Here is a 22,340-nt window from a genome sequence, read left to right on the forward strand (position 1 = left end):
TCCGTCCGGATCGAGTCCGACGAATGGAGACTGCCATGACGTGGCAAGCAGGGCCAGCGCGAGCGTCGCGGGGTGTCCCGACGACGCCGAGACACCCCGCAAACCAGGCTTTTCGCTTCAGGCCGCTGCCGCTCGCGGCCGATTGAGCTCCGGTACGGCGGGAAGCGTCCCGCCCAGCACCTCCGCGTAGTGACCGAGCAACTGGTCGCCGACCGCCGCCCAGCTCCGGCCGCCGATCGCGGCCCGCCCGGCGGCCCCCATCCGGCGCCGCAGCATCGGGTCACCGGCGAGCCGGGCGACCGCGTCGGTGAACCCGGCCGACTCGTGCGGCGGCACCAGGAAGCCGGTCTGCCCGTCGCGCACCAGGTCGCACGGGCCGCCCTTGGCCGGCGCCACCACCGGGACGCCGCTGGCCATCGCCTCCTGCACGGTCTGACCGAACGTCTCGAACGGCCCGGTGTGCGCGAAGATGTCCAGGCTGGCGTAGATCCGGGCGAGCTGGCTGCCGTGCCGCGCGCCGAGGAACGTGGCGTGCGGCAGCGCCTTGCGCAACTGCGCCTCGGCCGGCCCGTTCCCGACGATCACCAGGCGCACGTTCGGCAGCTTCGACACCCCGGCGAGCAGGTCGACCTCCTTCTCCACCGCGAGCCGGCCGACGAAGCCGACCAGCACCTCGCCGTCCTTGCACAGCGCGCGGCGGACCCCGGCGCTGCGCCGGCTCGGCTGGAAGCGGACGTCGTCGACCCCGCGGCGCCACAGGTGGACCCGTTCGACGCCGTTGCGGCGCAGCGCGTCCATCGACTCGGTGGACGGCGCGAGGGTGCGCGAGGCGCCGTTGTGCAACCGCCGGATCCACTGCCAGGACAGCTGCTCGGCGACGCCCAGGTTCCGGACCCGGGCGTACGCCGCCACGTCGGTCTGGAAGACCGCGACCGTGGGCAGCCCGAGCGAGGTCGCCGCGCTCCGCCCCCAGGCGCCCAGGAAGAACGGGCTGGCCAGATGGACGACGTCGGCGTGGTGCTCCCGGATCGCCGCGCGCAGCGCGGGAACCGGCAGGCCGAGCCGGATCTGCGGATATCCGGGCATGGGGATCGACGGGATCCGCACGACCGGGTACGGCAGCGTGAGGGGCATCGGCCCCGGTGCGGGCACCGGCGCGATGACGATCGGTTGGTGGCCGGTGCGGACGAGGTGCTCCGCGGTCCGTACCACCGAGTGGGCGACGCCGTTGACGTCCGGCATGAATGACTCTGTGATCAGCGCGATGCGCATGCCCCTAGGGGAAGGTCGAGCCCGGACCAGCGGGCAACGGGCCCATGTCGCGCGGTTTAAGTGTGGCTGACATCACTGATGTTCGTCTCTACGTTGCTTGCGCGTAGCTGGGAGGTTCCTGAGTGCTCTCGAGAGGCGGGTGCGGACCGCTGGAAGATCCACCTCGGCCGGTCCGGTCGCGTGCAGCCGGGCCTCGATCCCGCCGCTCTCGCTCACCGGATTCCATGGCCGCGGCTTTTTCTGCGGATTTGCCGGGAAGATGCTGTGAATCGGACAGACGGGCTCGGCCGGAGCTTTACTTGCGGAACCGTCGATCGTCATGATCCTCCGGTGACGCCGACGCCCGGAACCTTGCGCCTGTTGGCCACGCTGGGTGCCGTGCCGGAGTTGGAGCCACGCGCCGACAACTCGTTCCCACCCGTGGTGACCTGGGACGACGGGCCGTGCGGGTGGACCGCGGCGAAAGCCCTGGCGGCCGGCGGGTTCACCGTGGGTGAGCACTTCTGGGGCGGGGCGCTCGCCGACGTACCGGACCTCGAGCCCTGCGTCTTCCAGCGGGTGCTGCGGCCCCGGACGGCGGCGCTGCTCTACCTGCACGCGCCCGAGCCGGACACCGCCGACGGCGACGCCACGCTGGCGGCCCGGGTGTTCGCCACCGACCTGCCCGGCGCGGGCCACCTGCCGGACGGGCCGGCCGGCGAACTCGCGGTGCACCTGCTGCTCGGCGAGGTGGAGGGCTGCGACTTCGCCGGGGACGCGGTCTTCGCGACGATGGGGGCGGCGGTGCGGCGTACGTTCGGGGGCCGTCCCGGGCTGTTCGAGATCGCCCACCGTGTGGTCATCTGAGCGGATGACGCTCGGCGGTTACCTGCGCGCGGTCGCGGCCGGCCTGGAGGACGCCGGGCTGCCGGTGGCGGACTGGCGGGCCGATCCCGGCGAGGGGTGGATCCCGTTCGACCGGCGGCGGCCGTCGATCGTCGCCTGGGAGCACGACCAGGCCGGGCTGACCTGGTCGGAGTCCGACGGCTGGGCGCTGCTGCTGGTCAACTCGCCGGGGCGCCGGCGCACGGTCCCGCTGGCGGTCCCGCTGCTCGCCGCACCGGCGTCGATCGCGCTCGCCGTGGCCACCTGGGCCGGGGTTCCCCTCCCACCGAACCGCCCCACCCCGAACCCCGACGCCGTGCCGGACTTCGATGGGCCGGCCGGCACGCAGCAGTTCGCGCGGGCCCTCGCCCGCTACGCCTGACCCCGCCAGGCCCTCGCCCTGTCAGGCCCTCGCTCGCTCCGCCTGGCCCCGCATCGCCGAAGATTGCCGGCGGTGGATGCGCCTTCGATGCGCAGCAGTCGCACAAAGTGGCGTTGACGGGGTGCCGACGGCGGCGGAAGGTCGAAGGAGACATCCGCACGGAGTGTGCCGTGACCCTTTTCGACGCCAGTCGCATCGCCCTGATCATCGCCACGCCGCCGCTGGTCATCGTCGCCGCCCAGCGGGCGCCGGGCTGGTGGCGCGCGCTCGCCGACCGGCTGGAGGAACGGCGGCCGGTCGAGCCGCAGCCCTACGGTCTGCCGATCGAGCAACTCGCCGCCGACCTGCGCCGGCTGCTGCGGCTGCACGGCGAACTGACGGTCTCCGCCCGGCCGGCGCTGTGCGCGCACCGGGTGTGGGCGGTGGAGGCGGCGATCGGCGCGCGAGCAATCGAGGCGGCCGTGGCGCTGGGCGTGCCACACCCCCGGCCGGACGGGGCTGGTTTGCTCACCCGTACCCAATTGTCGGGTTTGCTCACCGACCTGGCCGCAGCCGGGCTGGTCCTCCCGGCCCGGGCCTGCCCCTTCACCCCGGACGGCCGAATCTGACCGCCAGCCGAACACCGCAAGCGCCGCAACCAGCTTGAGCCACGACGCGCGGCGCGGGCTCGGGAGGGCGGGGAAACAAGAACGGCGGCGGGATTGCTCCCGCCGCCGTCTCTCGTCCCGGCCAGCTGCGCCCTGATCCGCCAAGCGCCCGGGAAGTCGGGGGGCGGTTTCCCGGGCGGGTCGTTCATGGGCGCTGGACAGCGGCCGCCAATAACTGGGGGGCGACGGCCGCTCGGCCGGGGAGTTCCTAGGTGCATCCCCGCCGCGGACGCCATCGGCCGCGGCAGGGCGGCCGCTCCGCCGGGAACCGGTGTCCCGCGGGGGTCCGGCCCCTCGGGACCCGGTCCTTCGTGGACCTGGCCGCTCACCAACCGTGCCAGGCCGACCCCCCAAGATCCGCGAAACGCAAGGGTGTCCTTCGCCACGTTCCGTCACCTGATCAGGGTCACCCGCAAGCTTCTTGCCTTCCTGAAATGGACCTTAAGAATTGCTTAATTCGATCAGGGCCCGGTAACCGGAAAGCAATCACCCGGGTTGATGGGAAGGCGTTCCGGTGCGCCCCCTGGACCCCTCCCGGAAACCCGGCATAGTGACTGCTCACAACATTGAACCGGGAGCCGTCGGCCGACGTACTCCTGGTAGACCGAGTACACCCGGCGGGCTGCGGCGCCGGGGCGGTCACCGGTCGCGGCACGTACGCGCGTCCGGGCCGGGGGACCCGCAGGGCGGTGGCGCACCTGGCAAATCCGTGGTTAACCTTCCACATCCACCACGTGGCGGCGGTTGATCCGGGTGTGCGAGGGGCGGGCACCGGGGCGCGCGGAGGTGGTCCAGGTGAGGACGGTGGCACAGATGCGGCGACGGGGCGGTGGGACATTCCCCAGCCGTAACGGAGCCGCGTCATGAGCTTCGAGGACGACGAGTACTGGGACGAGGAGTACAACGAATACTCCTTCATGCCGAAGTACGCGGTCATGCAGGAGCGCCATTTCGAGAAACGGGATGCGCCCGATCCGGTCATTCCCACCCGGCGTCCCACCGAGGGTGACGAATTGGCCGCGCGGCGTGCGCGGCGCAATCCCGACAAACCGGCGACCCCGTTCGACAACCAGCGCCCGAGCTGGCTGAACGACCCGAACTTCGTGCCGATCGACACGTCCGTCGAGAACCTGTCCGACGGCTACTTCGACGACATCGACTTCAACCGTCCCGAGCTCGGGATGGACTTCGACAAGCCGGACTTCCCGATCGTGGACCCGGGGATGCTGCAGAACCCGGAGCGCCAGCGGCGCCGGCCGGGCGACGACGGTGGTCGCCCGGCCCGGCCGGCCGAGCGGTACGGACCGCGGCAGACCGACGACTTCACCGGCGACCGTGAGCGAGGCCGCGGCCGGGACGAGCGACGTGCCCCCGACGACCGCCGCGCGCCCGACGAGCGGCGCATCGCGGCCGAGCGGCGCGCTTCGGATGACCCGCGTGCGCTCGACGGACGCCCCCTGGACGGGCGGCGGGACGACCCGCGCGCTCTGGACGGGCACCGGGACGACTCGCGTGGCCGCCGGCCCGCGGAGCGCTGGGACGACGACCGGCGCGGCGCACGGCGTGCGGACGAGCGCTGGGACGGCGCGGAGCCGCGCCGCCGCCCCGCCGAGAGCGGCCCGGAGCGACGCCGGCCCGAGGACGAGATCGGCCAGCGCCGGGGCACCGGCCCGGTCGAGCGCCCCGCCGCCCGGCGCGACCCCGCCGACGAGCAGATTCGCCCGATCGACCGCCCCGCTGCCCGCCGCGACCCCGCCGACGAGCAGGTCCGCCCGGTCGAGCGCCCGGCTGCCCGGCGCGAGCCCGGCGACGAGCAGGGGCGCCCGGCTGCCCGGCGCGAGCCCGGCGACGAGCAGGGCCGCTGGCAGGAGGACGACTTCGGGCCGATCCGGCCGCCGGGCGGTCGCCGTCCGCGGCGGGACGAGGAGGAGCCGCGCCGTGGTCCGGCCCGGCGCCCCGCCGCCTCGTCCGGGCGGGCGCAGATCCCGGCCGCCGGCGACGAGCGGTTCGACGGACGTGGCCGGCCGCTCGACGAGTTCGACGACTTCGGCCGGGGACGGCCGGACCAGCGCGGCCGCGAGGACGAGCTGGTGCGCACCGGCGCGGCCCGCGACTGGGACGACGAGCCCGTCGACCTGCAGGCCCGCGACTGGGAGAACGCCGTCCCGGCGAACGCGGACTGGGACGGCAGCACCGTGGACCCCGACCTCACCGCCGCGGACGAGGGCCGTTCCGCTCGGCGGGACGAGCGTTCCAAGGCGCGGGACGAGGGCACCGAGCCGCTCGTGCTCGACGGCGAGTACTACGAGACGCCGGACGAGACCACCCCGCCCGAGACGCCCGGTCGCAAGCCCCGTGTGCTGCGGCGCGCGGATCCGCCCGCGCCCCCGAAGGTGGTCAGCCGGGCCGCGCCGTCCGCCGCGCCGCGCGTCATCAAGAGCGAGCCGCCGGCCGCGCCGCGGGTTGTGGCCGCTCCGCAGCCGACCGCTCCGGCGCGGGTGATCGGCGCGGGCGCGCCGCAGGTTCCGGCCGCCTCGGCCTCGCCGACTCCGTCGGCATCGGTTCCACCGGCAGCTTCCGGGCCGCAGGTGGCTGGGGTTTCCCCCGATTCCGGTACGGCGAAAGAACCGCCCCCGAACGCAAGCGGCCCGTCGACAGGCACGCAGCCGACCGGCCCCGCCACGGGCGCTCGGCAGGCTCCCGGCGTCCCGGGCGGTCCCGGCGCTCCCGGTGTCGCGTCCCGTCCCGGCGGTCCCGGTGTTGCCGGCGGTCCCGGTGTTGCGGGCCGCCCCGGTGTTCCTGGCGGTCCCGGCGCGCCTGGTGGTCCGCACACGCGGGCTGACTCGCAGGCTCCCGCGGGTCCGCAGATGCCCGGTGCGCCCGGAATTTCGCAGATGCCCGGTGCCCCGCAGCGGCCGGTCGCTCCGGCGGCAGACGCCGGTCGTGCCGGAGCGGTGTCCGGTTCTGATCGGCCGGGCGCTCCGATGGCCGGCGAGCAGGGCATGGCCGCGCAGTCCGGCGACCCGCAGCAGGCCGGCAATCCCTGGCCGGGCGGGCAGCCGAACGTTCCGCAGCAGCGTGCCGGTCGCAGCCCCCGGACCGCCCACGTGTTCCTCGCCGACGGCGACGGCCCGTGGGCGATCGTCCCGGACGACGTCCCGCCGATGCCGACGCCCACCCACCCTTCCGGTCGCCCGCAGGCCCCGCCCCGCGGCCCGATCCCGGTCGACGCACGCACCCCCATGCCCGTGGACCCGCGCGGACCCATGCCCGTCGACGCACGCAGCCCCATGCCACTGGACCCGCGCGGTCCGATGCCCGTCGACGCACGCAGCCCCATGCCACTGGACCCGCGCGGTCCGATGCCCGTCGACGCACGCAGCCCCATGCCACTGGACCCGCGCGGTCCGATGCCCGTCGACGCTCGTGGGCCGATGCCGGTGGACCCGCGCGGCCCGGTTCCGGCCGATCGGCCGGGGATGTCGGGGCCCGGCGCTGGCCAGCAGCCGATTCAGCCCACCGGCCCGACGCCGCCGAAGGTCGGCCAGCCGGTCATGCCGCCGCCGGGCCTGGTCACGCCTCAGCCGGTGACGCCGTCCTCCGGGCCGGTAGTACCCAAGCCGGTCCAGCCGGTCATGCCGCCACCCGGACTGGTCACCCCCCAACCCGTCATGCCGCCACCCGGACTGGTCACCCCCCAACCCGTCATGCCGCCACCCGGACTGGTCACCCCCCAACCCGTCATGCCTCCGCCCGGGCTCGTCCCACCCGCCGCGCCCCAGGGCCAGCCGGTCGGCACGGGCTCGCAGCCCGGCCGGCCGGAGCAGGCACCGCCTCCGGCTGCCGCACGCTGGGCGCCGGGTCAGCCGATCGCCCCCGCACCGGCCGCCGGCGAAGTCCATGGCCCGCGACAGGTCTCCCCCGCGGCTCAGTGGGCACCCGTCCAGCCCGGAGCCGGCGTTCCCGCTGGTCAGTGGGATCCGCGCCAGACGCCAGAGGCTGCCCGGCAGTGGGAGTCCGCGCAGCCGGTATCCGGCCAGCCGCCACACCCGCAGCCCGACACCATGCAACCGGCCGCACCGTGGGGATCCGGCCGCCCGCCGGCCGCAGACCCGGCCCGCCCGGTCTCGGCACCCGCGAACCCGTGGGGACCCGGCCAGCCGCAGGCAGCCGACCCCGCACGCCCCGTCTCCGCACCCGCAAACCCGTGGGGACCCGGCCAGCCGCAGGCAGCCGACCCCGCACGCCCCGTCTCCGCACCCGCAAACCCGTGGGGACCTGGCCAGCCAAACGCAGCCGACCCCGCACGACCCGTCTCCGCACCCGCGAACCCGTGGGCACCCGGACAACCGCAGGCACCCGATGCCTCGCGGCCGGTTTCCGCGCCTGCGGCTCAGTGGGCTCCGGGCCAGCCCGGCAACGGCCCGGTGGCGCCTGTCTCCGTGCACCCGTCGTCGCCGCCCGCCCCGTGGGGACCGGCGGCACCGGCCGCCCCAGCGGCGGCGAACGGCCCGTGGGCGTCTCCTGCCGGGCAGCCCCCCGCCGCTACACAAGCTGGAGCGCTGCCGCTCAGCGAGCAGCCGACCCAGCCGATGCAGTCCCCCGGCAGGCAGCCCCAGTCCGGCCCCACCCACGCGGGACAACCCCAACCCGGACCCACACAGGCAGCGCCGACGCACCCTGGACCGGCGCAGGCCGGGCCCACGCACGCGGCACCGACGCACCCCGGACAAGCTCACGCGGCACCGGCACAACCCGGACCGGCGCACGCGGCACCGATGCAACCCGGACCGGCTCAGGGTGGGCTCGCCTACGCTGCGCAGATGCCGGGCGAGCGGCCGACGGACCAGGAACCCTGGGGTCCCCGAGCCGGGCACCGCGCCGCCGAAGGCCCGGGCCACTCGGCGGAAGGCATGGCCGGGCAACCGGCAGCCGCCGCGGGCGGGTTCCCGGGCAACGACGGACCTACCGGCGAACTGCCGCAGCTCGCGAGGCCGGAGGACGACAGCTGGGGTCCCCGCGCCGGGCATCGACCGGTCTCCCCCGCGCCGGGCCAGACCTCGCCAGGCCAGACCTCGCCAGGCCACACCTCGCCAGGTCAGCCCTCGGCCGGCCAGACCTCACCGGGCCAGCCCACCGCGGGACAGCCCGTGTCGGGACAACCTGCGCCGGGACAGCCGGTGTCGGGGAAGGCTTGGCTGCCGGCTCCGCGCCCGGGTACCGAACCGAGTGCTCCTGCGACCGGTGGCGGCCGGTCGCAGGACGGCCTCCCGGCGCCCGCTCAGGGCCCTGCGGCCGGCCAGAACCGCGTCCCGATCGGCCCGGGCAACCCGCCTGCCGCCCAGCACAGCGTGCCCGCCGGCCAGCACGGCACGGTGGATGCCGGCCAGCACGGCATGGTGGAAGCCGGCACGCCGAGGCCCGGCACACTGCCGGTCAGCGCTGTACCCGCCGCCGGCACGACTGTGCCCGGCAACAACCCGCCCGGTCAGGCCGGCAACGCGGCCGGGCAGGGCGGCAACGCGGCCGGGCAGGGCGGCGGCGGGGCCGGGAACGTGCCGCTGCAGCGGCTCTCCGTGGAGGACCTGGCGCAGGGGCTGGACGACGACGACCCGGCACCGTACATGGATCCGGACGGAACCCTGCACAACCTGAAGCCGATCGCCCGCCTGGCCGTCTCCGGCCCCGATCAGGAACCGCGCCGGTTCTCGGACCCGGCCTTCGGCAGCGGCTGGTTCGTCGCCAAGACCACGGACGACGAGCCCGACAAAACGCCCGCAAAAGACGAAACATCAGCGGCAAACCAGGATGATCCGGCTGCAACCACGAGCAAGCAGGACAACGAGCCCGAAACTGCAGCCGGGACGACCAACGCGGACGGAACGGAGGACGTCCGTACCGGGAAGGAATTCACCGATCTCGGCAAGCACCTCCCCCTCTCCGCGGCCGAACTGGACGCCATCCGCTGGCGCCTGGACGGCGGCACCCTCCGCGAGGTCGTCGACGACCGCGACGCCCTCCGCAACCTGGGCGAACGCCTGGACGGACCGCTCGCCGACGAGGCCGACAACGTCGTCAAGGCCGGCCTGCTGAGCGTCCGCGCCGAGGTCTACCGCCTCCTCGGCGAGTTGGGCATGGCCGCCGCCGCGAGCCGGCTGGCGCTGGCGCACGCCGAGTCCGCGCAGGACGAGCAGTCGATGGTGATCGCCCAGGCCGAGCTCGCGCACGTGCTGCGCCTGCGCGGCGACTGGATGGAGGCGGACCGGCTCTTCCAGCGGGCGGTCGACTCCGAGGTCTCCGCGGCGGTGCGCAGCGTGGTGCACGAGAACGCCGGCCGCAGCGCCTACGACCAGGGCCGGCACATGGAGGCGCTGGATCACTTCGCGCGGGCGATCCGGCTGGGAGCGTCCGACGACTCGGATCTCGTGGAGCGGGTCGGGGTGTGCCTCGAGGCGGTCTACATCCACGTTCTGCGGGACGGCTGGGGTCCGTACCCTCGTCGTCCTGAGGAAATCCTCGCGCCGCTCAGTGGCCGCAACGCGGAAGAGCCGGCGGAGAAGCCGGCGAAGCCGGATCCGAAGGAGCCGGACGCCTTCGACGAAGCAACCGCCGAACAACCGACAATCAAAAAACGGAACTGAGACGTACGGGCACGCGGGCCACCGAGGTCCGCCCCCGCCCGCCCGCCTTGGCCTCGTAGAGCGCCGCGTCCGCGACCCGCTGCAACTCCTCCGCGGTGAGCGCGTGGTCCGGCGCGACCGCGATCCCGATGCTCAGGTTCGGCGGCCCGCTCGGCAGCCCTTCGACGGCACGCAGGGCGGCCCGCGCCCGTTCCACGTACCGTGCCGGGTCGTCGCGCAGCAGCACCGCGAACTCGTCGCCGCCGAGCCGGGCCACCAGGTGCTGGGTGCCCTCCGCCGCGGCGCGCAGCGCGTCGGCGACCGCGCGCAGGGCGAGGTCGCCGGCGGCGTGTCCCCAGGTGTCGTTGATCTGTTTGAAGTGGTCCACGTCGATCAGGACCAGCCCGGCCGGCTCGCCGCTCCGGGTGGCGGCTCCGACGGCCCGGTGCAGCGCCTCGTCGAAGGCGCGCCGGTTCGCCGCCCCGGTCAGCGCGTCCGAGGTGGCCTGCTTCTGGAGGACCTCGCGGAGCCGGTCGTTGCGGTCGTTCAGGTTGATCACGACCCAGGCGGTCATGCCCACCGCCACGGTCATCGCGATCCAGTCGTTGAGCGCCTGGCCGGGCGGCGCGAAGCTGAACATCACCGCCGCGTGCCCGAGCGAGATGGCCGCCGCGGTGAGGTAGGCGCAGCGCCGGCTGAGGAACGTCGCGGCGTAGAGCAGCGGCCACAGGTAGAACAGCTGCGCGGCGGTGGTGGCGTCCTCGGTGGCGAAGTTCAGGCCGGTCACGACGGCGGTCGCGAGGAACGGCACGACCAGCCAGAACGTGCCGGGCAGCGCCTCCGGGCGGCGCCAGCAGACGATCCCGACCAGGAACAGCGCGACCGAGGTCACGGCGAGCGCGACCAGTTGCGGGACCGGGCCGCCGAGCTTCATCAGGACGCCGGTGACCAGGTTGTACGGGGCGCCGGCCAGCATCAGGTAGGCGACGGCACGGGCTGCGCCGCGCTGGTCGCGTAACTGATACGGCAAGTCGCCTCCTCCGGGTCCGTCTGCATTTCGGCGCGGCCCGGCGAGACCTGAGCGTTCAGACCGGTACGGCCTCGGGCGTCACCGGGGCGCGGCGGGCCAGCGTCACGCCCACGCTGGCGACCGTGACCAGGGCCAGCGCGACCAGTTCGACCGGGCCGAGCCGCTGGTCGAGCACGAGCAGCCCGGCCAGCGCGGCGGCGGCCGGTTCCAGGCTCATCAGGATGCCGAAGACCCGGGTGGGGATGCGGCGCAGGGCGGACAGTTCCAGGCCGTACGAGATGACCGAGGAGAGCAGCGCGACCGCAGCCGCGCCGAGCAGCAGGTGCGGGTGGCCGAGCACGGCGGACGCCCCGGACAGCCCGAACGGGGCGACCAGGATCGCGCCGATCGCCAGTGACACGGTCAGGCCGCCGGCGCCCGGGATCAGCGCGCCGACCCGGGCGCTGAACACGATGTACCCGGCCCAGCAGAGCCCGGCGGCCAGGGCCAGGAGCAGTCCGCCGACCGGGGCCGACCCGCCGGAGTGCAGGCCGAGCAGCAGCACCCCGGCGCCGGCCAGCGCGGCCCAGCACAGGTCGAGCAGGCGGCGGGTCTGCACCAGCGCGAGCAGCAGCGGGCCGAGGAACTCGACGGTGACCGCGGTGCCCAGCGGGACGGACCGGATCGCCAGGTAGAAGATCAGGTTCATGCTGCCCATGGAGAGGCCGAGCAGTGCCGCGGCCCGCCAGGCGGCCGGCGACCAGGTCCACACCCGGGGCCGGGTGAGCAGGCCGAGGAGCAGGGCGGCGATGGCCAGCCGCAGGAAGGTGACGCCGGCCGCACCGAGGTCGTCGAAGAGGGTACGGGCCACCGCGCTGCCGAACTGGACCGAGGCGATCGCGGCCAGGACGAGGATCGGCGCGGGTACGCGTCTCATGGGGTTACTCCGTTCGCAGGGCCACCACCGGATCCAGGCGGCCGGCCCGCTGGGCCGGGACGACGCCGAAGATAATGCCGACCGCGGCGGACACCCCGAACGCCAGGGCCATCGACCACCAGGTGAGCGCGGCCGGCACCGGGCTCAGCCCGTCCACCAGCAGGGCCGCGGTCGCGCCGAGCGCCATGCCGAGCACGCCGCCGGTGGTGGTCAGCAGCACCGCTTCCAGGAGGAACTGGACACTGATGTCGCGCGGCCGGGCGCCGACCGCCTTGCGCAGGCCGATCTCCTTGGTCCGCTCGCGCACCGAGACCAGCATGATGTTGGACACCCCGACCCCGCCGACGAGCAGGCTGATCCCGGCGATCGCGGCGAGCACCCCGGTCAGCACGCCCAGGATGTCGCCGAGCACGCCGAGGATCTGCTCCTGGGTGACCGCGCTGAAGTCGGTGTCCGGGTGCCGGTCGGTGAGCGTCGCGACCACGTCCTTGCCGAGCTGGTCGATGCGGTCCCGGTCGGGCGCCTTGATGGCCAGGCCGTCGATCCGGTCGGTGCCGAGGAGCCGCTGCGCGGCGGTGACCGGTACGTGCACCTCGTTGTCCCGGTCCACCCCGAGGCTCTGCCCGAGCGGCTCGAACGTGCCGATCACCCGGAACCGCACGCCGCCGATCGTCATCTGCCGCCCGATCGGGTCCCGGTCGCCGAACAGCGTCCGGGCCACGCCGGCGCCGAGCACCGCGACCCGCCGGCCGGTGCTGACGTCGGTGCGGGTCAGATAGGCGCCCCGGTCCAGCTTCCGGACGAAGACCGTCGGCGTGGTCTCCAGGACGCCCTGCATGCTGGCGAACCCGGACCGCGAGCCGGCCCGCACGGTCTCCCCGGACGCGATCGTCACGGCGACCCGGGACCGGTCGCCGACCACCCGGCTGACCGCGTCGGCGTCGTCGAGGGTCATCGGGGAGCTGGTCGGCGCGGCGCCGGCGGTCAGCTTCCCGGGCACCACGATCAGCAGGTTGCTGCCCAGCCCCTCGACCTGCCGTTCGATCTGCTGTTTCGTCCCGGTCCCGATCGCGACCAGGGCGACCACCGCGGCCACCCCGATCACCACGCCGAGCATGGTGAGCAGGCTCCGCAGCCGGTTGGCGCGCAGTGCGTCGAGCGCGACCCGCCAGGCCTCGGCGACCCTCATGCGACGATCAGCCCGTCCCGCATGACGATCTGCCGGTGGGCGCGCTCGGCCACCTCCCGGTCGTGGGTGACCAGGACGACCGCGACGCCGTCGGCGTTCAGCGACTCCAGCAGCGCGAGGATCGACTGTCCGGTCGCCGAGTCCAGGTTGCCGGTCGGCTCGTCGGCCAGCAGCAGCGACGGCCCGGTGACCAGGGCGCGGGCGATCGCGACCCGCTGCTGCTCGCCGCCGGAGAGCTGGTTGGGCCGGTGCGTGATCCGGTGGGCCAGGCCGACCCGTTCGAGCATCGCGGTCGCCCGGGCCCGGCGTTCCCGGCGGCCGATCCCCCGGTAGACCAGCGGCAATCCGACGTTGTCCTGCGCGGTCGTCCGGGCCAGCAGGTGGAACGACTGGAAGACGAAGCCGATCGTGGTGTTGCGGAGCTCGGCCAGCTCGTTCGGGGTGAGGCCGGCGACGTCCCGCCCGCCGATCAGCAGGGTGCCGCCGGTCGGCCGGTCCAGGCCGCCGAGCAGGTGCATCAGGGTCGATTTGCCGGAGCCGGAGGCGCCGACGATCGCCACGTAGTCGCCGGCCCCGACGGTCAGCGACACCCCGCGCAGCGCCGGCACCGAGAAGCCGTCGAGCTGGTAGGCGCGGGTCACGTCGGTGGCGACGACGGCCGGGTCGGTCACCGGGCCTCTTCGCCGGGCCGCACCCGGTCGGCGCCGGCCACCACGATCCGCTGACCGGCGGAAACCCCGGAGAGCACCTGTACGGTGTCCTCCCCCTGCACGCCCAGCCGAACCGGCACGGCCTGGTACTTCCCACCCAGCACGGCCCAGACCGTGTCCCGCCCGTCCGCGCTGACCACCGCCGACGCCGGCACGGTCACCGCGTCGTCGGCCTGGCGGACCCGCAGCCGGATCACCGCGCTCATCCCCGGCCGGGGCGTCGGCGCCGCCCCGCTCCCGTCGGTGTACTTCCCGGCGCCCAGGTCGAGCCGCACCCGGTAGGACACCCCGCCGCGCGCCGAGGTGGTCGGCAGCAGGTCCACCGACCGCACGGTCGCCGGGTAGGACGCCCCGGTCGCCGCGTCCAGCTCGACGTCCGCCTGGACCCCCGCCTTGACCAGCAGCACGTCCGTCTCGTCGACCTCGGCGGAGAGCCCGAGGTGGGCGATGTCGACGACGGTCAGCACCGGGGTCCCGGCGGTCACGTAGGCGCCCTTGAACACCGACGTGTCGACGCCCTCCGGGGTGGTGGTCTGCCCGGCGCCGCTCACCAGCGAGGACAGGTCGGCGGGCGCGGCCGCCGGGGCCGGGCCGCCGAACTGGACCACGCCGGCCACCGGCGCCTTGAGGGTCAGCGCGTCCACGGCCGCGTCGGCCAGCTCGTACGCCTGCTGGGCCTGCAGCCGTTGGGCGGCGGAGAGTGCGGCGACCGCCTGCCCGAGTGAGGAGACCCCGCGCTGCACGGCGCGGACCGCGGCGGCAGCCGCGGCCGACGCCGCCCGGTACTGCTCCCGCGCGGCGCCGACCTGCTCCTGCAGCGCCTTGCGCAGCGCCGGGTCGGTGATCTTGGCAGCCGCGTCGGTGGCCTGCTCGAACGCGTCGGTGGCCTGCTTGTCGGTGGTCCGGCGGACCTGGGTGAAGTCGCCGGACGGCACCCCGCCGCCCCCGGACGGGAGCCGGTCCAGCGCCTTGAGCGCGGCGTCGCGGCGCTGCCGCAGCTCGGGGGCGTCGACGACGGCGAGCACGTCGCCCTTGGCGACCCGGTCGCCGGGCTCGACGCGCAGGTCGTCGACGGTGCCGGCGGCGGGTGCGGTGACGGTGGCGGCGGTCCGGGCGGTGACCGCGCCGGGTGCCTCGACCACCTCGCCGACGGTGCCCACGGTCGCGGTGCCGAGGCGTACGCCGGTGTCGTCTTTCTGGCAGGAGGCAGCGGTCAGAAGCAGGAGCACCAGGGTTCCGCCGACGATCAGCGCACCCCGGGAGTGGGAGCGAGACACAGAGGACACTCTATGTCGGCGGACGCGGAACGGGCCGCCCCCGCAAGGGGACGGCCCGGACCTGCATCAATGGAACGATCAGGTACCGGGGCGACGCCCGAACACCTTCACGGTCGAACCGATCTTGCCGATGCTGTAGTACTTGGCGGCGTCCGCCTGGAGCAGGTTGACGCAGCCGTGCGAACCACGCCACATGTCGTGGATGTACGTGGTGGTCTGGTGGAACCCGCGGCCGCCGATGAAGCGCTGCCAGTAGGGCAGCCAGACCTTGTACGGGTCGGACCATTCCTTCTTCGTCCGCTTGTTGATCTTGAACGTGCCGGCCGGAGTCTCGTACCCGTCCATGCCGGTCCGGGTGACCGTCGGCTTGAGGTAGACCTTGCCGTCCTTCATCACGAAGGTCGTCTGGTGCGAGAGGTCGACGCAGAAGGTGATGCCGGTCTTCTTCGCCTTGCAGGACGCGGTGTTCGTCCAGGCGAGGCGCTGCGCCACCTTGTAGGTCGTCGGGCCGGCAAGTCCGGCGGCCGGCTGGATGCCGAACCGCTTCTGGAACTTGACGATCGCGGCACAGTCGGCGGCGGACTGCTTGCCGTCGACGGTGACCGTGCCGTAGCCGCCGATCTTCTTGATGTACGCCTCGACCTGCTTCTGGTACTTACCGGTGGCGCACGCCTTCGCGGCCGCCTTGGTGACCACCATGGTGGTCACCGGTGCGCTCTTCACAGCGGCGCCGGCACTCGCCGGCGTCAATGCGAACACGCCGAGACCGCCGCCCACCACGGCGGCCAGGACCGCTGTCGCGAGACGTGCGGTAACACGTTTCACTGCCAAATCACATCCTCCCCAGGAGTGTCGTTCGCACATCGAAGCACAACCGCCCCGCGAAAACGATCGAGGGAGGGACGGTGACATGAAACCGGGATGCCAGTCGGCATCCCGGTCGTCGGCTTGATGTGAATCCCGCTCCGGGGAGTTGTGATCCGGTTACCCGGCGGTTGCTTTACTTCGGGGTGGCGAAGTCCTGGACCCAGTACGGCGTCTTGTCACCGTCGATCGCCAGTCCCACACCGATCTGGTCGAGCTTGCAGTCGAGGATGTTCGAGCGGTGCTCGGGGCTGTTCATCCAGCCGTCCATCACCTCCCACGGGCTGTCCTGGCCACGGGCGATGTTCTCGCCGTACCAGCGCCACTGGTAACCGGTCTCGCTGACCCGCTCGCCGGCCTTGTCGCCGTTCGGGGACTCGTGCTGGAAGTAGTCGCGGCGGGCCATGTCGGCGGCGTGCCGGTTGGCCGCCTCGATCAGCCGCCGGTCGACCGAGACCGCCGGGCAGCCGGACTTCGCGCGGTAACGGTTGACCAGGGCGAGGATCTGCTGCTGGACCGGAGAGCCCGGGCTGGCGGAGACGCTCTGCGCGGTGACCGTGGTGTGCGAGGCGGCGATCGGGTCGGCGACGGCCGCGCCCTCGTAGCTCTTCTTCCGCGCCTCGGCCTTGATCCGGGTCGCCGAGGGCCGGGCCGACGGCGTCTCGGTGACCGGATCGGGCGCCGGCCGCCGAGTGGCCGGCGGAGTGCTGACATCAGGCGAAATTTCGGACACGGCCGCCGAGGGCGCGGCCACCGAGGGCCCGGCGTCCGAGGGCGCGGCGTCCACGACCGGCACCTCCGACACGGCCGGCACCGGCGCGCCGAAGATGTTGAGTCCCAGGAATTCGTCCGGTGGCTCCTGCGCCATCGCGCGTGTCGTGGCGACCCCACCCACGATCAGGGCGGCGGCCGCCACGCCGAGCACAACCAGAGGCTTACGCATAACGTGGTCGATCCCAATCCGTCGCGCGCCCCGCCTTCTGCCGGGGCGCTCCCGGGGAGGACCAACGTCACAGACGCGGGGCGGTCACTTCGCCGCCGGGTCCGCTCCGGGGCGCGGTTGTTTCGACAATCCTTGATGCGTACGGCGTGAGCAGCGCAAAGCCGTATCCCGCCAAAGCACACGCGTCGCACAATCGCACTCGATTCCGGCACACTTCCCGCTAACGGGGTAATCCGGGTAGGTGTTCTTGTAAGCCGCGCGGATGGCGTCAACGACACGCGGGCGTGGCTACGGTTCGTCGGTGCGCAACCGATACCTGGACCTGCTTCGTGCCGCGGCCATTCTCCGGGTGATCGTCTACCACCTCTTCGGCTGGTCCTGGCTGTCGATCGTGATGCCCGCGATGGGGGTGATGTTCGCGCTGGCCGGGTCGCTGACCGCGGCGTCGCTGGAGCGGCGGCCGGCGCCCCAGGTCGTGACGTCCCGGTTGCGGCGGCTGCTTCCGCCGCTGTGGCTGCTCGGGCTGCTCGCCGTCCCGACGATGATCGTGCTGGGCTGGGCCGGGGAGAAGGGTGGCGAGCACCCGCTCACGTGGTGGAAGGTCGCCTTCTGGATCCTGCCGCTCGGCGACCCACCGGGCAGCGAGCTCGGCGTCGACGCCTGGGAGCCACTCTGGTACATCCGGGCGTACGTCTGGTTCATCGTTCTTTCCCCGGTGATGTGGTTCGTCTGGAAGAAGCTCGGCCCGGCCTGCTGGCTGCTGGTGCTCGCGCCGTTCGTGGCGATCGCGCTGCTCGACAAGTCCGGCTTCGAGCTGCCCGAGACCGCCGACGTGGTGATGTGGGACTTCGTCACCTACGGGGCGTGCTGGGTGACCGGTTTCGCCCACCGGGACGGCCGGCTGCGCAAGCTCGCCCCGGCCACCGTGGTGTTCCTGGCCGCGATCCTGGCCGGCGCCGCGCTCTACTACCAGAACGGGCACCAGGGCGAGGACGCCTGGGACCTGAACGACGTCTCCGAGTCGCAGTCGCTGTACTCGCTCGCCTTCGTCCTGCTGTTCCTGCGCTGGCAGCCCAGCATGGCCTGGCTGCCGAAGCTCCGGCTGGCGGACCGCGCGGTGACGCTGCTCAACGCCCGCGCGGTGACCATCTACCTCTGGCACAACCTGGCCATCGCGGCGATCTGGCCGATCCTGACCTTCCTCACCGTGGACGACCTGGGCCACCTGGAGAAGCCGGTCACGCTGACCCTGACGCTCGCGCTCACCGCGGTGGCCGTGCTGCTGTTCGGCTGGGTCGAGGACGTCGCCGCCCAGCGCCGCCCGCAGCTCTGGCCGGACACCACCGCCCCGGTCCGGGCCGCCGGCCCGCCGAAGGCCGAGGCTCCGGAGCCCGGCTTCACCGGTCCGGTCCCGGCCGGCTGGCCCGAGGTGAACCGCGCGGGCGAGCCGCTGGCCGGCTGGGGCGCGGCCGGCCGCGACGGCGAACCGGTCGCCGGGCGGCAGCCGGCCGCCCGGCACCAGGCCGAGGTGGCCGGCGCGACCACCGAGAAGCTGGACCTGCCGGCCGGGCAGCGCCCCGGCAAGACCCCGAAGAAGGACGAGAACTCCCTGATCCCCACCTGGTGGGCCGCGAAGGAGTAGCGGACCCGAGACCCCGGCTCCGGTGGGTGGCGGGCGGCTGCCCGCCGGAGCCGGCCCGGGGTTGTTTGCCCCGGCGCAAAGGCATCGGTCAAAGCGAGCAAAGCTCGCGAAAGCGGAGAGATCGGTGACTAGCCTGGAGCCGTGGGGCAGCCAGGTGCTGGAGTGGTCGCGCTGGTCTTCCAGGCCGGCCCGCTCTTCTGTGCGCTCCCCCTCGCCGAGGTCATCGAGACGATGCGCCCGCTGCCGACCCGTCCGCTGGCCGGGACGCCGCACTACGTCCGGGGGCTGACCATCCTGCGCGGCGAACCGTCCCCGGTGATCGACGTGACCCGGCTGCTGACCGGGGTGACGTCCGAGATCGATCGGTACGTCGCGGTGCGGGCCGGCCGGGGCCCGGTGGCCTGCGCGACCGGGCCGGTGCTCAGCGTGCAGACCGTCCACGCCATGCCGCCGGAAGGGCCCAGCACCATGTTCACCGGCGCGTCCCGCTCGCTGGTCGCCGCGGTCGGCCGGTTCGGCACCGAGCCCCTCCTGCTCCTGCGCAGCATCCGGACCGTCCCGGACGAGGTCTGGGAGGCCGCCGCGCAGGAAGCCGGCACGGGAGTGCCGGCGTGAGGGCGGAGCTTCCGCTGGTGCGGTTCCGGGGGATCCTGGAGCACCGGCTCGGGTGGACGACGACCGACACCGAGGCGGTGCCGATCCTGCCGGTGCTCGCCGAGCGGGCCGCCGCCCGGCACCTGGCCGAGGACGAGTACCTGACCCGGCTGGCCGGCCAGGCCTGGCCGGAGGAGACCGCGGTGCTCGCCGAGCGGCTCAGCATCACCGAGACGTACTTCTTCCGGCACGGCGACCAGTTCCGCGCGCTCGGCGAGCGGGTGCTGCCGGAACGCCTCCGGGCCCGGTCCGGGCAGCGGGTGCTGCGGCTGCTCTCGGTCGGCTGCTCGTCCGGCGAGGAGCCGTACTCGCTGGCCATCGCGGCGCAGCGGGCCCGGCCGGCGCTGGACTGGATCGTCGCGGTGGTGGGCGTCGACGCGAACCCGGAGATGCTGCGGCGGGCCCGGCGCGCCGAGTACTCCGAGTGGTCGTTGCGGGAGACTCCCGAGGACGAACGGCGGCGGTGGTTCCGCCGTACGGCGAACGGGTTTGATGTCGTCCCGGAAATTCTCTCCTCGGTGCAGTTCGTCGAACACAACGTGGCCGGGCCGGAGGACCCGCGGATCTGGCAGCCCGGGCGGTACGACGTGATCTTCTGCCGCAACCTGCTGATGTACCTGACCAGGCCGGTGATGACGGTGCTGCTGGGCCGGATCACCGCCGCGCTCGCGCCGGGCGGCGCCCTGTTCCTCGGGCACACCGACACGCTCGGCAGCGATCCGGCCGGATTCGCCGTGGAGCACTTCGGCGACACCGTGTACTACCGGCGGACGGTCCCCGCGGCCGCGACCGCCGCACCCCAGCCGTCGCGTCCCGCGCACCCGCCGCGTCCGCCGCTCCCGGACCGGCCCGCGGCCGACGCCCACGCCCGGGCCCTGGAGCTGTTCCGGGACGAGCGGTTCGCCGCGGCGCTCGCCGTCGCGGAGCCCGGTGACCTGCTGCTGCGCGGGGTGCTGCTGGCCCAGCTCGGCCGGCTCGACGAGGCCCGGGCGATCGCCCGGCGGCTGATCGACGCCGGCGGCACCGACCCGGACGCCCACCAGTTGCTCGGCGCGTGTCACGAGGTGGACGAACCGGATCAGGCGCACGGGGAGTACCGGCTGGCGGCGTACCTCGATCCCGGGTTCGCCATGCCCCGGCTGCGGATGGGCCTGCTGGCCCGGCGCCGCGGCGACGGCGGCAACGCGGCGGCCGACCTGGCCGCGGCGCTGGAGCTGCTGGCCCGCGAGTCCGAGGAGCGGATCACGATGTTCGGCGGCGGGTTCGGGCGGCTCACGCTGAGCTCGCTGTGCCGGTCCGAGCTGGACGCGGCGACGGCGCGGGGGACCCGGCGATGACCGAAAGCATCCAGACCCGGGTCGATCGGCTGCGGGCCGATTTCGATCGCTCCTTCGCGGTGCCGTTGCGGACCCTGGACGACGACGCGGTGGAGCTGCTCGCGGTCGGGGTGGGTGGCCGGGCGTACGCGATGCGGCTGTCCCAGACCTCCGGGCTCTACCCGGACCGGCCGGTGACACCGCTGCCCACCTCGGTCCCGGCGCTGCGCGGCCTGGCCGGGTTCGCCGGCGTGGTGGTCCCGGTCTACGACCTGGCCGCCCTGCTCGGGCATCCGATCGCCGACGAGCCGCGCTGGCTGGTGCTGGCCGGCGGCACGCCACCGCTGGCGCTCGCCTTCCACCAGCTCGACCACCACGTCCGGGTACCGGCCGGCGACGTGGTGGACGCGTCCGGCTCGACTCCGGTCCGGGGCTGCCTGCGGGGCATGGTCCGGCTGCCGGACGGCGACCGGCCGATCATCGACGTACCGGCCACCCGCGCCCTGGCCCACCGCATGGCCGGGCATGAACTCACGGAGGGAACCCCATGATGGAGGGGCACACATTCGGCCGGAAGATGGGTGCCGGGGTCGCGATCACCGGTCTCCTGACGCTGGTCTCGGTGACCGTCGCCGTGGTCTGCATGCTGTTCGTGGTGCACGCCAAGGACCGGGTGATCTCGGCGGCCACCTATCAGCTGACCGGCGCGGTCAATCTCAACGGGCTGATGGACAAGCGGCTCAGCGACTACCGGGCCTACATGCTCTACGGCACCGCGGAGTTCTCCGATGCCACCGCGCAGGACCGGACCGACTTCCACAACCAGCTCAGCAGTCTGCGGAGCAATCCCGACGCGACGGTCCGGGCCCTGCTGGACCGGGTGTCGGCCGCCGAGGAGAAGCACGCCGAGTGGGTCGACACGGTGATGGCCGAGCGGGAGCGCACCAAGGACCCGCTGGTCGCCGCGAAGCTCAACAGCACCTCGGCGGTGCCGCTGCGCAAGGAGGTCCAGGCCGCGCTCAACGACCTGACCACCCGGGTCCGGGCCGACGTGCTGGCCGACCGGAACCACTCGTCGCGGCAGGCGAACATCGCGATCGCGGTGATCGTGGTGCTGGGCGCGCTGACCGCCGGCAGCGCGGTGCTGGTGGCCTGGCGGCTGAGCCGGGACCTGCGCCGCGAGGTGGGCGCCGCGGTCGGGCACATCCAGAGCTCGTCGGCGGAGCTGGAGGCGGCCGCCCAGCAGCAGGCCAACGGCGGGCGGGACCAGGCCAGCGCGATGAACGAGATCACCACCACGATCAACGAGCTGCTGATCACGTCCCGGCAGATCGCCGACAGCGCCCAGCGCGTCTCCAAGATCGCCGAGGAGACCGAGTCGGCGGCCCGGGCCGGCGACTCCACCATCGACTCGACCCGGGCGTCGATCACCGCGATCCGTACCCAGGTCGACCAGATCGTCCAGCACATGCTGGCGCTGGGCGAGAAGTCGCAGCAGATCGGCGGGGTGGTCGACCTGGTCGCGGAGCTGGCCGAGCAGACCAACATCCTGGCCATCAACGCGACCATCGAGGCCAGCGGCGCCGGCGAGTGGGGCCGCCGGTTCGCGGTGGTGGCCGAGGAGATCCGCAAGCTGGCCGACCGGACCGCGGCGTCGGCGAAGGAGATCCGGCAGATGATCGAGGACGTCCGGGGCGCGGTGAACACCACCGTGATGGCGACCGAGATCGGCGCCAAGGCGGTGGACGCCGGGTCCCGGCAGTTCGACGACGCGACCAGCGCGTTCCGGGAGATCGCCCAGCTGGTGTCGACCACCAACGACGCGACCCGGGAGATCGAGCTCTCCACCAAGCAGCAGACCACCGCGGTCGAGCAGGTCAACGTGGCCGTCTCGGACACCGCCCGGGTGTCCCGGGAGACCGAGAGCAGCGCGGTGCAGACCAAGCAGACCGCGGCGCATCTGAGCAACCTCTCCGGCGAACTGCTGGAAATGGTCGGATCCCGGGGCCACTGA

The 22,340-nt window shown here is 73.7% G+C and carries 16 protein-coding genes and 1 pseudogene; 9 read left to right on the forward strand and 8 right to left on the reverse strand.

The genetic code is table 11. The features are described 5' to 3' along the window. Nucleotides 1-117: 117 nt before the first annotated feature. Nucleotides 118-1,272, reverse strand: coding sequence for a glycosyltransferase family 1 protein (locus tag L3i22_RS36505; RefSeq protein WP_221322026.1), 1,155 nt, complete (start codon nucleotides 1,270-1,272; stop codon nucleotides 118-120). A 330-nt stretch (nucleotides 1,273-1,602) separates the two neighbouring features. Between L3i22_RS36505 and L3i22_RS36510 the strand changes: the two genes are divergently transcribed. The 4 genes from L3i22_RS36510 (at nucleotide 1,603) to L3i22_RS36525 (ending at nucleotide 9,806) form a co-directional block, all read left to right on the forward strand. Further along, nucleotides 1,603-2,118, forward strand: a complete 516-nt coding sequence (locus L3i22_RS36510) for a hypothetical protein (RefSeq protein WP_221322027.1) — start codon at nucleotides 1,603-1,605, stop codon at nucleotides 2,116-2,118. Then, on the forward strand, nucleotides 2,105-2,518 hold the full coding sequence (locus tag L3i22_RS36515; RefSeq protein ID WP_221322028.1) for a DUF6292 family protein: 414 nt from the start codon (nucleotides 2,105-2,107) through the stop codon (nucleotides 2,516-2,518). The genes L3i22_RS36510 and L3i22_RS36515 overlap by 14 nt, the downstream gene beginning before the upstream one ends. A 170-nt stretch (nucleotides 2,519-2,688) precedes the next feature. Beyond that, a complete protein-coding gene (locus L3i22_RS36520; protein WP_255657435.1) occupies nucleotides 2,689-3,126 on the forward strand; it encodes a hypothetical protein in 438 nt (145 codons plus the stop codon). Between the two features lie 902 nt (nucleotides 3,127-4,028). Next, nucleotides 4,029-9,806, forward strand: coding sequence for a hypothetical protein (locus L3i22_RS36525; protein ID WP_221322029.1), 5,778 nt, complete (start codon nucleotides 4,029-4,031; stop codon nucleotides 9,804-9,806). On the opposite strand, the gene L3i22_RS36530 is transcribed toward L3i22_RS36525, so the two are convergent. From L3i22_RS36530 to L3i22_RS36560, 7 genes and pseudogenes are all read right to left on the reverse strand, one after another. Beyond that, nucleotides 9,790-10,815, reverse strand: a complete 1,026-nt coding sequence (locus L3i22_RS36530; RefSeq protein ID WP_221322030.1) for a GGDEF domain-containing protein — start codon at nucleotides 10,813-10,815, stop codon at nucleotides 9,790-9,792. The genes L3i22_RS36525 and L3i22_RS36530 overlap by 17 nt on opposite strands. A 55-nt stretch (nucleotides 10,816-10,870) precedes the next feature. Beyond that, the gene (locus tag L3i22_RS36535; protein WP_221322031.1) at nucleotides 10,871-11,731 is read right to left on the reverse strand and encodes a DMT family transporter; all 861 of its coding nucleotides are present in this window, start codon (nucleotides 11,729-11,731) and stop codon (nucleotides 10,871-10,873) included. A 4-nt stretch (nucleotides 11,732-11,735) separates the two neighbouring features. Further along, nucleotides 11,736-12,920: an ABC transporter permease gene (locus L3i22_RS36540; RefSeq protein ID WP_221322032.1), complete on the reverse strand. Its 1,185-nt coding sequence runs from the start codon at nucleotides 12,918-12,920 to the stop codon at nucleotides 11,736-11,738. Then, nucleotides 12,920-13,591 (reverse strand): annotated as a pseudogene (locus L3i22_RS36545) (ABC transporter ATP-binding protein); the annotation flags it as partial. The gene L3i22_RS36540 and the pseudogene L3i22_RS36545, both read right to left, overlap by 1 nt. After that, nucleotides 13,588-14,907 (reverse strand): efflux RND transporter periplasmic adaptor subunit, encoded by a 1,320-nt coding sequence (locus L3i22_RS36550; RefSeq protein ID WP_221322034.1) that lies wholly within the window; start codon nucleotides 14,905-14,907, stop codon nucleotides 13,588-13,590. The gene L3i22_RS36550 and the pseudogene L3i22_RS36545, both read right to left, overlap by 4 nt. Before the next feature lie 78 nt (nucleotides 14,908-14,985). Further along, nucleotides 14,986-15,732, reverse strand: coding sequence for a L,D-transpeptidase family protein (locus tag L3i22_RS36555; protein WP_370644269.1), 747 nt, complete (start codon nucleotides 15,730-15,732; stop codon nucleotides 14,986-14,988). A gap of 175 nt (nucleotides 15,733-15,907) precedes the next feature. Further along, a complete protein-coding gene (locus L3i22_RS36560; protein ID WP_221322035.1) occupies nucleotides 15,908-16,714 on the reverse strand; it encodes a CAP domain-containing protein in 807 nt (268 codons plus the stop codon). 301 nt (nucleotides 16,715-17,015) lie between these two features. Here L3i22_RS36560 and L3i22_RS36565 point away from each other — a divergent pair, with 301 nt between their 5' ends. The 5 genes from L3i22_RS36565 (at nucleotide 17,016) to L3i22_RS36585 (ending at nucleotide 22,340) form a co-directional block, all read left to right on the forward strand. Continuing rightward, a complete protein-coding gene (locus L3i22_RS36565) occupies nucleotides 17,016-18,356 on the forward strand; it encodes an acyltransferase (RefSeq protein ID WP_221322036.1) in 1,341 nt (446 codons plus the stop codon). Between the two features lie 141 nt (nucleotides 18,357-18,497). Next, the gene (locus L3i22_RS36570) at nucleotides 18,498-18,971 is read left to right on the forward strand and encodes a chemotaxis protein CheW (RefSeq protein WP_221322037.1); all 474 of its coding nucleotides are present in this window, start codon (nucleotides 18,498-18,500) and stop codon (nucleotides 18,969-18,971) included. After that, a complete protein-coding gene (locus tag L3i22_RS36575) occupies nucleotides 18,968-20,347 on the forward strand; it encodes a protein-glutamate O-methyltransferase CheR (RefSeq protein WP_221322038.1) in 1,380 nt (459 codons plus the stop codon). The genes L3i22_RS36570 and L3i22_RS36575 overlap by 4 nt, the downstream gene beginning before the upstream one ends. Further along, on the forward strand, nucleotides 20,344-20,877 hold the full coding sequence (locus tag L3i22_RS36580; protein WP_221322039.1) for a chemotaxis protein CheW: 534 nt from the start codon (nucleotides 20,344-20,346) through the stop codon (nucleotides 20,875-20,877). The genes L3i22_RS36575 and L3i22_RS36580 overlap by 4 nt, the downstream gene beginning before the upstream one ends. After that, complete coding sequence (locus L3i22_RS36585; RefSeq protein WP_255657437.1) at nucleotides 20,877-22,340, forward strand: methyl-accepting chemotaxis protein; 1,464 nt, start codon at nucleotides 20,877-20,879, stop codon at nucleotides 22,338-22,340. The genes L3i22_RS36580 and L3i22_RS36585 overlap by 1 nt, the downstream gene beginning before the upstream one ends.

It is taken from the genome of Actinoplanes sp. L3-i22, assembly GCF_019704555.1.
GTDB lineage: Bacteria > Actinomycetota > Actinomycetes > Mycobacteriales > Micromonosporaceae > Actinoplanes.